This window comes from Pseudomonadota bacterium, from assembly GCA_018823285.1.
GTDB lineage: Bacteria > Desulfobacterota > Desulfobulbia > Desulfobulbales > JAGXFP01 > JAHJIQ01.
Genome location: JAHJIQ010000073.1, coordinates 1 through 11,870, shown reverse-complemented (window position 1 = coordinate 11,870; position 11,870 = coordinate 1). Strand labels below are relative to the sequence as shown.

At 55.5% G+C, this 11,870-nt stretch carries 10 protein-coding genes, 1 tRNA gene and 1 pseudogene; 5 read left to right on the top strand and 7 right to left on the bottom strand.

Annotation, left to right across the window (positions count from 1 at the left end):
• Positions 1-212 precede the first annotated feature (212 nt).
• The 6 genes and pseudogenes from KKG35_16050 to KKG35_16025 all read right to left on the bottom strand — a co-directional run bounded on the left by KKG35_16050 (position 213) and on the right by KKG35_16025 (position 4,936).
• The gene (locus KKG35_16050; protein MBU1739641.1) at positions 213-503 is read right to left on the bottom strand and encodes a hypothetical protein; all 291 of its coding nucleotides are present in this window, start codon (positions 501-503) and stop codon (positions 213-215) included.
• Positions 504-671: 168 nt separating this feature from the next.
• Positions 672-1,409: pseudogene (locus KKG35_16045) on the bottom strand (virulence RhuM family protein).
• Between the two features lie 394 nt (positions 1,410-1,803).
• A tRNA-Met gene (locus tag KKG35_16040) sits at positions 1,804-1,880 on the bottom strand.
• A gap of 105 nt (positions 1,881-1,985) precedes the next feature.
• The gene (locus KKG35_16035) at positions 1,986-2,417 is read right to left on the bottom strand and encodes an acyl-CoA thioesterase (protein MBU1739640.1); all 432 of its coding nucleotides are present in this window, start codon (positions 2,415-2,417) and stop codon (positions 1,986-1,988) included.
• A 3-nt stretch (positions 2,418-2,420) separates the two neighbouring features.
• The gene (locus tag KKG35_16030; protein MBU1739639.1) at positions 2,421-3,620 is read right to left on the bottom strand and encodes a cofactor-independent phosphoglycerate mutase; all 1,200 of its coding nucleotides are present in this window, start codon (positions 3,618-3,620) and stop codon (positions 2,421-2,423) included.
• 11 nt (positions 3,621-3,631) lie between these two features.
• Entirely contained in the window at positions 3,632-4,936 is a 1,305-nt protein-coding gene (locus KKG35_16025; protein MBU1739638.1) for a homoserine dehydrogenase, read from the bottom strand.
• 336 nt (positions 4,937-5,272) lie between these two features.
• Between KKG35_16025 and tolQ the strand changes: the two genes are divergently transcribed.
• The 5 genes from tolQ to ybgF all read left to right on the top strand — a co-directional run bounded on the left by tolQ (position 5,273) and on the right by ybgF (position 10,254).
• Positions 5,273-5,944, top strand: a complete 672-nt coding sequence (gene tolQ / locus KKG35_16020) for a protein TolQ (GenBank protein ID MBU1739637.1) — start codon at positions 5,273-5,275, stop codon at positions 5,942-5,944.
• A gap of 19 nt (positions 5,945-5,963) precedes the next feature.
• Positions 5,964-6,389: a protein TolR gene (tolR, locus tag KKG35_16015; protein MBU1739636.1), complete on the top strand. Its 426-nt coding sequence runs from the start codon at positions 5,964-5,966 to the stop codon at positions 6,387-6,389.
• The gene (locus KKG35_16010; GenBank protein ID MBU1739635.1) at positions 6,386-7,330 is read left to right on the top strand and encodes a cell envelope integrity protein TolA; all 945 of its coding nucleotides are present in this window, start codon (positions 6,386-6,388) and stop codon (positions 7,328-7,330) included. The genes tolR and KKG35_16010 overlap by 4 nt, the downstream gene beginning before the upstream one ends.
• A 351-nt stretch (positions 7,331-7,681) precedes the next feature.
• The gene (gene tolB, locus KKG35_16005) at positions 7,682-8,965 is read left to right on the top strand and encodes a Tol-Pal system beta propeller repeat protein TolB (protein ID MBU1739634.1); all 1,284 of its coding nucleotides are present in this window, start codon (positions 7,682-7,684) and stop codon (positions 8,963-8,965) included.
• 125 nt (positions 8,966-9,090) lie between these two features.
• Positions 9,091-10,254 carry a tol-pal system protein YbgF gene (gene ybgF, locus KKG35_16000; protein MBU1739633.1) on the top strand — a complete coding sequence of 388 codons (1,164 nt, stop codon included), beginning with the start codon at positions 9,091-9,093 and terminating at the stop codon, positions 10,252-10,254.
• 83 nt (positions 10,255-10,337) lie between these two features.
• Here the strand turns inward: ybgF and ppsA are convergent.
• On the bottom strand, positions 10,338-11,870 hold a 1,533-nt coding region (ppsA, locus tag KKG35_15995), incomplete at its 5' end, for a phosphoenolpyruvate synthase (protein MBU1739632.1).

The window sequence follows — 11,870 nt, the reverse complement described above, 5'->3', positions numbered from 1 at the left end:
TCGGATGTGAACCCTTTTCCCCAGGTGAACTCGCCATAGATTTCAAAGACTAAATCATCCGGGAAAATCAGGAACAACTGGCGCGGCGGATTTTTCGTTTCCCGATCTCTTACCACCACCCCTTTGATCGTCTTGCCGACAAGAAGCCTTACGTAATCGTTCATTCTCATTTCCAATCTCCTTTTTCATTTTTTGTCATTTCAGTCTGGTGCTCAGGGCGAGTAGAATTGCACCCCTTTCCCGTCTGCAAAGGCAGCAGACTGGTTGTTGATCTCCGCTTTTTCAAAGCAGGCTTTACAGTGGCCTTTCCCGTAATAACAAAGGCCTGTAATTCCAAGGCTCCCTCTCCCATAGACCTCATAAGTTGCGCCGTTATCCAGCTCCATCAGGAACTGGGAGGGGAACGACGACTCGTCCTCCGGTTCCGTGTAAAGAACTTTCACAACCTTTCTCCCGATCAACTGAGGCAGATACTCTTTCAACTTCGATACACTTCTTCTCATCTGTCTTCCTCCATTTCTCATTTGTTTTTCATTTACAGACAGCAGTAAAAACATTGCGGCTTTTATCCCAGTATATCGCCAGGGGTAGGACATCCAGCGGCCCAGGTGCAAACTTTATTTTCAAAACAGGAGATGATTGAGAGGTACCGCAAAAACTTCAGGGACAAACGCCACCACCACCTCAAATTTCTGGATTTTTCCTTGCGGGGCATCTTTCCAGGTGGTCAGGCCCATGTTTTGTTTATCGGAGTCGGCACGGTTGACGATGACTTCCGCCGCAGTCCGGCCGTGGATGGCCCAGTGCAGTTTATTCTGCACTGTGGCGAAAAAGCGCCTGGTGGCCTGGGCGCTGATATCGTAGTCGATGGAGGTCGCGTAGATGTCGGTGATCTTCTGGTAAAACTTGCGCTCGGAGAGGCGAATTTCCCGGATGCGCTGCAACTGCTCTTCAAAGTACTGATCGATGAGGATGGAGCCGCCGCTCTTTATCCGCTCGTCATCCATGACGTAGGCTTTGATGGTGTACTCCTGGATGATTCCGGTGGCCCACTTGCGGAACTGCACTGCGCGTTCGGAATTAACCTTGTAGCCGACGGCGATGATGGCGGCGAGGTTGTAGTGTCCGGTGTTGTAGATCTTGCCGTCGGCGGCAGTTATTCGAAATTTTCGAATAACTGTCGCTTCCTCCAGTTCACTGTCGGAAAACACCTTTTTCAGATGGTAGTTGACGGTATGTGTTTCAACATTATAGAGCACCCCCATCATCTTCTGGGTGAGCCAGATGCTCTCATCGGCGTATACCGCCTCGATACCACCTGTGCCGGCGGCGGCGACAAAAGTGAGATATTCGGCGGCTGAGGAGCGGACAATGGAGACTTCGTTTCCCGGTGACTTATTTTTACTCATTTCGAATACCTTCGTACCTTCATGTCTTTGTTTGAGATGTCTTCCATCATGCCTTGCCCCCACAGGTAATCCATCAGCTCTTCCGGCCCGTGGTGATTGACCTCCACCAGGTGCGGTTCTTGACGACCGGATGGTTGGACCGGGTCAAACCTAACATTTTGACATTCTCCTTCCCTTCTCCTGAACGACCTCAATCTAACCGACAAAGCGGGTTAGTTGAAACTGTTTCGTGGATCGGGATTCGATCTGATCGGGAAACCTGCATGGGAAAAGTGTTTCCCTGGTTCGCACCGGGATGAACATGCAAAGCGAAATATAGGGGGGGCAGGGTCGAAACAGGGTCAACAAAAGAAAAAAGGGTTTCAGACCATAAGCCTGAAACCCTTGAATTTACTGGTAGCGGGGACCGGATTTGAACCGATGACCTTCGGGTTATGAGCCCGACGAGCTACCGAACTGCTCCACCCCGCGACACATTGAGTGGGTCAATATACTCTCTTGCAGAATTATGTCAAGGAGGGAAACAGGAAATGCGACAGGAATATATCGGTTCGAGGGGCATACCGCTTGCTGATTTCAGGCCTGGTCCGCCGCGGATATTTCCAGGAGTTTGCGGTAAAAATATTCCGGGAACCTGGTGAGCTTGCCCTGCAGATCAACACAGGCGTGGATGGTATACCCTTTCACCAGGAACTGGCCGTCATCAGCCCTCGTGATCCGGTGATTGAACCGGCAGGACATCTTCTTCACATCCTGGACCGAGGTCTCAACGATCAGCAGATCGTCGTAGCGGGCCGAGGCCTTGTACCGGGTGTGGCACTCGACCACCGGCAGGATATAGCCCTTCTCCTCCAGCTCGCGATAGGAGGTACAGTTGGCGCGCAGGATCTCGGTTCTGCCCGATTCAAAAAAACGCAGGTAGTTGCCGTAGTAGACCACCCCGCCGGAATCGGTATCGCCGTAGAGAACACGGCATTCACTGCGGTGAACAACCGGTTGCCCGCCCATGGTTCAGCCCTGCCCCATCAGTCGTTTGAAAAATTCCTCGCCGTTGTCGTAGCTGCGGCCGGTGCTCTCGGCGTCCGCTTCAGTGTAGGCGAGACCAGAAGACGATGTCCGGTCGGAAGAGAAGATCACCAGCGGGACCGGATGACGGTCGTGGGTCCGGGTGCTGATGGGGGTATAATGATCCATCGCCACGGCCAGCCGGTAATCGCAACCCGACTGCTGCAGAGAGTCGTAGACGGGTTTGACGATCTTCGCATCAAAATCCTCGATGGCGGTGATCTTGTCTTTGAGATTCCCCTGGTGCGAGGCTTCGTCCGGTCCTTCCACATGGACCACCACGAAATCCTTCTTCTCAAGGACTTTAATCGCCGCAGCCGCCTTGCCCTGGTAGTTGGTGTCGATATAGCCCGTGGCGCCCGGGACATTGATGATCTCAAGACCCGCACAGACCCCGATCCCCTTCAGGAGGTCCACGGCCGAAATCAGGCCGCCTTCGAGCCCGTACAGTTCGTGCAGGGTCGGCATCGAAGGCGTTTTTCCCTCGCCCCAGAGCCAGATTCCGTTGGCCGGCACTTTTCCGGCGGCGGCACGGCCCCGGTTGACGGAATGTGCGGCGAGAATCTCCCTCGCCTTCACGACCAGCCCGGCCAGCGGGCTCTTCTGATAATGGCCCCAGAAGGTGGTGACCGGTTTCCCGGAGTGATCGTGCGGGGGGGTGGTACACAGACTGATCTCACCCTTGACCACCAGCAGATGGCGATAGCTGATGCCGGGATAAAAGGTGAAACGGTCCGAATCGAGTTGTTCCTTGAGGCCTTTGATGAGCTCCCGCGCGTCGGCGGTGGTGATATGGCCGCCGCTGTAATCGGCCATGATGATCTCGCCGTCCGCGCGTTCGAAAAGATTCACCAGATTGCAGCGGAAGGCGGTTTCATCGGCCGCAAGCGTGATCCCCATACTCGCCGCCTCCAGGGGGGCCCGGCCGGAATAGTACTTTTCCGGGCGATAGCCGAGCAGGGAGAGATTGGCGACATCGCTGCCGGGCTCCAGGGTGTCGGGCACCGTTTTCAGCATCGCCAGCTCGCCGTGGGTGGCGAGATAGTCCATGGTCGGGGTCTCGGCATACTGCAGCGGGGTCCTGTTGCCAAGCTCCGCCAGCGGCAGGTCACCCATCCCGTCGCCGATGAGAATGACTGTTTTCACCTTCGCCATCTTTACTCATCCAGCAGGATTCTGATCTTCACGGTCGGGGCCGGACAGATCGCAAGACCGTCGATTTCGGCGAGGGCCGCGCGCACCGAAGACTCACTTGCTTCATAGGTCCGGATCACCACCGGCACATTGCCGCCCTTCTGCCGCCCCATCTGGATGACCGATTCGATACTGATCCCGTTCTTGCCGAGGATGCCGGAAAGGGTGGAGAGCACCCCCGGTTTGTCGGCGGCGGTGATTCTGAAGTAATAGGGACAGCGCAGCTGGTCCATCGGGGTGATTTTTCCCGGCCTGATTTTTTCCGGCCGGTACGAAAGGCTCGGCACCCGGTTGATCGAGCCGTTGACGATATTGCGGGCGATATCAACCGCATCGGCAACCACCGCGCTGCCGGTCGGCATCTTCCCGGCCCCCAGGCCGTAGAGCAGGACATTGCCGACCATGTCCCCGGTGAAATGAATCCCGTTATAAGCGCCGCCGATGTTCGCGAGCATGTGCTTTTCGGGCACCATCGTCGGATGGACCCGCGCCTCGACATGATCGCCGTGATTGACGCTCACCGCCAGGAGCTTGATCCGGTAGCCGAACTCACGGGCGAACTCGATGTCCACCGGCTCGATCCGGCTGATCCCTTCGGTGCTCACCTCGGCGAGGTCCACCTGCATCCCGTAGGCGAGACACATCAGGATCACCAGTTTGTGGGCGGTATCGATCCCTTCGATATCGTAGGTCGGATCAGCCTCGGCATAGCCGATGGCCTGGGCTTCGGCAAGGACCTCCTCGAAAGGGGCGCCTTCCTCGGTCATCTTGTTCAGGATATAGTTGCTGGTCCCGTTCATGATCCCCATGATCGAGACGATTTTGTTGGCGACCAGCCCCTCTTTCAAGGCCTTGATCACCGGGATGCCGCCGCCGACGCTCGCCTCGAAACCGACCTCGACCCCCTTTTCGGCCGCGGCGTTGAAGATTTCCCTGCCGTGCTGGGAGATCAGCGCCTTGTTGGCGGTCACCACATGTTTGCCGGCGGCAATCGCTTTCAGGATGAAGGTCTTTGCCGGTTCGATGCCGCCGATCAGTTCGATCACGATATCGATCTCCGGATCACCGAAAATATCCTCAACATTTTTGGTCAGCGTCACCCCGGAAAATTGCGGGGGAAGCGTATCGACCATAATATCGGCCACCGTTTTGAGGCGGAGCGACAGCCCGGCCCTGCTTTCAAGGCGTTCCGCCTGCTGCAGAAGGACTTCGGCGGTACCGGAACCGACTGTGCCAAAACCTATGAGCCCTACATTAATAGTCTTCATGAGCGTAACCTGTATCACTTGAATTTTAACTGGTGCCTGCCGGGAAGGGCATCGCGGCAGAGCGCCGCAGTACCGGGCCGAAACAGACAACTGACTGAACCGAAACTATATGATGATAAAAAGAACAAAAGTCCAGCACAATAACCTTCTTTATAAAAAGTTGTCAAAAAGAATACGCTGCTCATGATTATTTCCGGGCCAACCTCAGCCGGATTGACATCCGGAGCAAAAAAAATTATGAATAGCAGGACATTTTAATGATGGTTACCAACTGATGTTTCAGTCAATTTTTTTCCTCGAGGTATTCCGCACGTGGGACAGTTAAGTTTATTCTCCATGTTCTGGCACGCGGGACTGATGGTCAAATCCGTCATGCTCCTGCTCCTGTTTTTCTCGCTGGGTTCATGGTACATCATCTTCAAGAAGCACATGCTCTTTAAAAAGATCGTGGTCGACACCGGAGCCTTTGCCAAATCGTTCTGGAGTTCAAAAAGCCTGGTCGAGGCCCACAAGGCTTTGTCCGACAAGAGCAACAGCCCGGAGGCCGCCATCTTCAGGGCCGGCTACAATGAACTCCAGAAGATCAAGGCGAGCAGACCCGGCAGCAGCACCGACGCCTCTCTGGAAATGCGTCTGGCCGGGATCGACAACCTCAAGCGGTCACTGTCAAAGGCGGAAACTTCCGAATTAAACCGGGTGAGCCGCAATCTTGCCTTTCTCGCAACCACCGGCAGCGCCACCCCGTTCATCGGGCTGTTCGGCACCGTCTGGGGGATCATGACCTCTTTTCATGAGATCGGCAAAATCGGCTCCGCCTCCCTGGCCGTTGTCGCGCCCGGCATCTCCGAGGCGCTGGTCGCGACCGCTGCGGGTCTGGCCGTAGCGATCCCGGCGGTAATCTTCTACAATTACTATTCCAACAAGGTGGCCGAACTGGAAGGGCAGATGCAGTCTTTCTCCGCCGATTTCCTGAATCTGGTCGAACGCGACCTCATCGCCAGAAACTGATCCGGGAGCAGGAAAGAATATGGGTTTTACCCCGCGAAACGGCAAAAGCGGCCTGGTGGCCGAAATCAATGTGACCCCGCTGGTCGATGTCATGCTGGTGCTCCTGATCATCTTCATGGTCACCGCGCCGATGATGAGCCAGGGCGTGGATGTTGATCTGCCCGAGACCACCGCCCGGCCACTGCCGCAGAAAGTCAAGCCGGTGATCATCTCCATCAGTGACAAAGGCGAGCTGACCATCGACCGGATCAGCGTCAACCGGGAACTGTTCAGGCAGAAACTGGCCAGGCTCTCCGAGAAAGACCGGGAACGGCCGGTCTTCCTGAATGCCGACAAGAAAGTGGCCTACGGGCTGGTGGTCTCGATCATGGCCGACATCAAGGACGCCGGTTTCGACAAGCTGGGGATGATCACCAGGCCCCTCTACGACAAAGCTGGAAAATGAGAGCGCGTTTAACCGCCCTGATAGATGATCTCCATTATTTCCTTTCCGACCTCCGCACCTTCCTGAACCCGAGGTCGGCAGCGGCCGGTCTGGGTGACTGCTGGGATGATCTCCGCCATGACCGTGAGCAGCGGACCCCTTTCCTGCTGACGGTGGCAGTGCATGCCGGGGCAATCCTGTTCACCATCTTCGGGCCGCTGATCATCTGGTCCGAACCGACCATTCCGGAAGTCTATACGGTTGAACTGTACCAGGCCGTCGAACCACCTCCCGAAGTGCAGAAGGTCGTGATCAGGGAAAAGGCCCCCCCTCCCCCCCCACCGGTACCGGAACCTGCGCCGGCGGCAAAACTGCCGGCTGTTTCCCTGAGTCCCCTGAAGCAGAAACTGGCCCTGGAGAAGGCGGAACGGGAAAAGGAAAAACTCCGCCAGGAGCTGATCAAGACCCGGATGGAACAGGTGAAACTTGATTTCATGAAGGAGCAGGCGGAAAAAGAGGCCCGCAAGGCAGCAAATACGGCGGTGAGCCGGATTTCCGACCTCTATCGCAGGGAAAAGGAATATTCCGAGGCCCAGGCAATCACCACTCCCGATGCCCAGACGGTTCCCGATGCCCCGCCATCCGACTCCAGAAGCAGGGCCAGGGAAATGGAGGCGATCGACAGGTACAAGGCGCAACTGGTCCAGCATATCGACAAGTTCTGGAAACTGCCCGAACTGAAGGAGTGGAGCGACGAACTCGAATGTGTGATGATCATCAGGGTCAACCGCGACGGCAGTGTGATTTCGAGCTATTTCAAGAAACGGTCCGCCGACAGCCGTTTTAACCAGTATGTTCAGAAGGCTGTTGACGATGCAACCCCCCTGCCTCCGTTTCCCATTGATCTGCCCCAGCAGAACGACGAAATTCATGTGACTTTTTATCCCGGCGGGTTATTGTAAAAAACCTCAACTTTCTGAATTATGTTAATCTCCCGATAAAGCTGAATTGAGCAGCTGGCCTGCTCGTACGAAACTTATACCCGTAGGGTGAAATAAAGGGGTTTTGGCGATTTTTTCGTGCCTGTTTTCCACAAGAAGGCAGAAGCCGGGAGTCAGAAGCCAGGAGAAAAGCTTTAAAATCAGTCATTCTGGCTTCTGGATTCTGGCTTTTAACCATGGAATGCCGCCATGGCTTTGGATTATTTTATGACAGCAAACCAATATCTTAGGCAAGTCAGAAAGTTGAGTAAAACACCCTGCCCCGGCTCATCCTCCTTTTGCCTTATGAGATCCGACCGACTGACCATGCTTATGAAAAACCTGCTGATCAAAACACTTTTCACCCTTTCTTTTCTACTCTGTATGTCGTCCGCCCGGGCCGCAATCATCATCGACGTGACTTCGGCCGAGCTGCGCAAGGTCCCCACCGCGGTTCCTTTTTTCATCAACATCAACCGGCAGGAAGTCATCGAGGACCGGGGCCGCGAGATGGCCGCCCTTCTCGCGGAGGCCCTCGTCTTCCATGGTTTCATCTCCATTATCCCTCCCGATGATTACGGCGGAGTCCAGACCGCGAACTGGCTCGACCTGGCGGCGGACTTTGCGGTGCTCGGCAATTATCAGGAAGATGAGAAGGGGCTGGTTATTGAAGTGCGCCTGATCGATGTCACCACCGGCAGAATGATTCTCGGAAGGAGATACCGGGGTAAAGCCGACAAGATCCGGGAGATGATCCTGAAATTCTGCGACGAGATCATTTTCAAAATGACCGGAGATAAGGGCGTGAGCCGCACCAGCATTGCCTTTGTTTCGGACAAGACCGGCAGCAAGGAGATCTATATTACCGATATTTTCGGTGACCAGCTGCGCCAGGTCACCAAGCATAAGGGCATCGCGGTCTCCCCGCGCTTTTCCCCCGACGGCAGGTATTTAAGTTACACTTCCTACCACAAGGGCAACCCGAACCTGTACATCACCGATCTCTCCCAGAGCAAAGTCACCACCCCGATCTCCCAACGGCGGGGGCTGAACATGGCCCCGGCCTGGCATCCGGACGGCACGAAAATGGCCGTCACCTTAAGCCCGGACGGCAATCCGGACCTTTACCTGATCGACACCTCGGGCAATATCCTAAGCCGTCTCACCGAACACGAAGGGATCAACGTTTCTCCGAGCTGGTCGCCGGACGGCAGGAGGCTCGCCTTTGTCTCAGACCGCAGCGGCAGCCCCCAGATCTATGTGATGGATGTCAACACCCGTACCGCCCAGAGGATCACCTTTGTCGGATCCTACAACACCACCCCCTCCTGGTCGCCCGACAACAATCTGATCGCCTATTCCGGTCACTATGAGAACATGTATCATATTTATGTGATCAGCCCCGAGGGGGGGCGCCCCACCCGGCTGACCCGATTCTGGGGAGACCATGAATCTCCGAGCTGGTCACCCGACAGCCGGCAGATCGTCTTTTCCAGACGACGGGGAGATGAACAGAATATCTGTTCCATTTTCAGAAACGGCTCCGGTTTCAAGGTCCTTTTCGACTGGGACGGCGAAGAGACCATGCCGCAATGGTCGCCCCGGGAAGAGCGATAGTCGAGTCCGGGCCAACCGGTTTTTTCTGGAAAATAAATCTCCAGCGGCTATATTCTTTCTTTGATCCGGAGAGTTGAATCCCGGTCATTTTTTACAGTCAATCTCAGCAACGGACCTTACATCTCATGCGCACGATCATCCGGCTCAAACCCATCCTGTCAATTCTCGCCTTTTCTCCTTTCCTGATTCAATGTGTCGCCTCGACCCAGGACGTCAAGAACCTCGACCTGCGGCTCCGTTCCATGGACAACAAGCTGATCAACATGGACCGGGGGATGAATGACCTCAAGGAAGAGACCACCAACCGGGCCAACAAGAACTCGGTTGAGGCCCTGCAGAAAAATCTGGCCGACACCGCAAACACCATCGACCAGTTACGGACCAAGCTCCTGCAGGTCAAGGGCCAGATGGAAGAAAATGCCCATCAATACCAGAAACTTCAGGAAACCGGCAACGACTATCGCGACAGCATGTCGGGCCGTCTGCATGACCTGAACACGGCCATTGAAAACTTACGGCTCTCCCTTGATGAACAAAGCAAAAAGCACCAGGAACTGGAAACGAGAATTCTCGCCAATGAAGTTCTGATTAAACAGAACGCAAACGGGATAGACAGTCTCAGACAGGCCAGAGCAGATGCCGCCGCCGAACAGGCGAAAAAAGCGGCCGAAGCTGCGGCGATTGCGGCACGAAGGGCCGAGGAAGCCCGTGAGAGAGCAAGATTGCAGGCCGAGGCGGAAGAAAAAGCCAGAAAAGCGGAAGCGGAAGCCGCAGCCAAAGCCCGGAAGCGGACCTCCTCACCGGCCACGGTGAAACTCATTGAACCGGAGAAAGAAAAGAAAACGGTCAGCCAGAAAACTTCCACCAACAAACCGTCTGCCGCAAAAGCCCAGAGTGCTGCGAGCAGCAAATCCTCCGCCGCCGGCAACCCTTACGAAAAAGGAATGGAACTCTTCAATGCCAAAAAGTATCAGGACGCCTATGCCTCATTCTCGGAGTATGTCGAGAAATTCCCCACCGGTGATCTGGTGGCAAATGCCAGGTTCTGGCTGGGTGACAGCCTCTACAACCAGCAGGAATACGAACTGGCCATCCTGGAATACCAGAAGGTGATCGCCGAATTCCCGAAACACGACAAGTCCCCCGCCGCGTTGCTCAAACAGGGCCTGGCCTTCGAAAAGCTCAAGGACCTCGAGACCGCCAAACTGGTTTACTACAAACTGACCGATGATTATCCGGAGAGTGACCAGGCTGAAACCGCCAGGTCCAGACTGAAGGTGTTGAAATAAAATCAGGTTCATAAAATTATAAAAGGGGGCGCTGACTATCCAGTCAGCGCCCCCTTTTGGTTAAACAATATCAGGAACAAGAATCAGGGCGCGATCCCCAGCTCTTTTTCTTTCTTGTGGACCGCCATTCTGGTCTTGACCGCGGTATCGGGGATCAGGCTCATGGAGTCGATCCCGCATTCCACCAGGAAGGTCGCAAATTCAGGGAAGTCGGAAGGACCCTGGCCGCAGATGCCGATCTTTTTGCCGCGACGTTTGGCAGTCGCGATCACCATCTTGATCATATCCTTCACCGCCTGATCCCGTTCATCGGCGATCCCGGCGATCAGGCCGGAATCGCGATCAAGACCGTAGGTGAGCTGGGTCAGGTCGTTGGAACCGATGGAGAAGCCGTCGAAAATATCGGCGAAGGCATCGGCGGAGATCACGTTGCTCGGGATCTCGCACATCACGTAAAGTTCAAGGCCGTTCTCACCCTGGACCAGACCGCAATCGCGCATGACCTCGATAACCTTTCTGCCCTCATCCGGGGTCCGGCAGAAAGGAACCATCAGTTTGATGTTGTTGAGTCCCATGTCGTTTCTGGCCTTCAGCAGACCCTGGCACTCAAGCTCGAAGGCCGGCCGGTATTTCGGATCGTAATAACGGGAGGCACCGCGCCAGCCGATCATCGGGTTCTCCTCTTCCGGCTCGTAGAAAGTGCCGCCGACCAGGTTGGCATACTCGTTACTCTTGAAGTCGGAGAGGCGCACGATCACGTCTTTCGGGTAGAAACCTGCGGCAATCCGGCCGACGCCCTCGGCAACCTTGTCGATGAAGAACTGTTTCTTGTCGGCATAGGCGCCGGTTTTCTCATCGATTTTCCTGACGACTTCCAGTTTTGCAGGATCGCCGGAGTTTTTCAGCTCTTCATAGTTGACCAGCGCCAGCGGATGCAAGCCGATATGGGAGTTGATGATGAACTCCTCTCTGGCGAGCCCCACCCCGTCATTGGGAATCTGGCTTTCGGTAAAGGCCTTTTCCGGAATGGCGAGGTTCATCATGATCTTGGTCTTGGTCGCCGGCAGATCGCCGAGATCGAGTTTCTCGATCTCGAAATCAAGGAGCCCGTCATAGACATAACCGGTCTCCCCTTCAGCGGAAGAGGCGGTGACGTTCTGCCCGGTCTTGATCCGTTCAGTTCCGTTGGCGGTGCCGATAACACACGGGATCCCGAGTTCACGGGAAATGATCGCGGCGTGACAGGTCCGGCCGCCCCGGTTGGTGATGATGGCGGCGGCGATCTTCATGATCGGCTCCCAGTCGGGATCGGTCATATCGGTGACCAGCACCTCGCCCTTCTTGAAGGTCGAGATATCTTTGACGTCTTCGATACAATGGGCCGCACCCTTGCCGATCTTGGTACCGACCGCGAGCCCCTCGGCAATCACCTTGCCTTTTTCTTTCAGCTTGTAGGTTTCCATGACCCCTTTGGAGGCCTGGGAGTGCACGGTCTCGGGACGGGCCTGGACGATGAAGAGCTTGCCGGTGCCGACCTTGACCCCGTCACCATCCTTGGCCCACTCGATATCCATCCCCTTCTTATAGTGGTCCTCAATGATGCAGGCCCAGTTGGC

Coding starts and splice junctions, on each gene's coding strand:
- ybgF (MBU1739633.1), top strand. CDS start 9,091: ATGCGCACGATCATCCGGCTCAAACCCATCCTGTCAATTCTCGCCTTT.
- KKG35_16050 (MBU1739641.1), bottom strand. CDS start 503: ATGAGAAGAAGTGTATCGAAGTTGAAAGAGTATCTGCCTCAGTTGATC.
- KKG35_16035 (MBU1739640.1), bottom strand. CDS start 2,417: ATGGGCGGGCAACCGGTTGTTCACCGCAGTGAATGCCGTGTTCTCTAC.
- tolQ (MBU1739637.1), top strand. CDS start 5,273: ATGTTCTGGCACGCGGGACTGATGGTCAAATCCGTCATGCTCCTGCTC.
- tolR (MBU1739636.1), top strand. CDS start 5,964: ATGGGTTTTACCCCGCGAAACGGCAAAAGCGGCCTGGTGGCCGAAATC.
- KKG35_16025 (MBU1739638.1), bottom strand. CDS start 4,936: ATGAAGACTATTAATGTAGGGCTCATAGGTTTTGGCACAGTCGGTTCC.
- KKG35_16010 (MBU1739635.1), top strand. CDS start 6,386: ATGAGAGCGCGTTTAACCGCCCTGATAGATGATCTCCATTATTTCCTT.
- tolB (MBU1739634.1), top strand. CDS start 7,682: ATGAAAAACCTGCTGATCAAAACACTTTTCACCCTTTCTTTTCTACTC.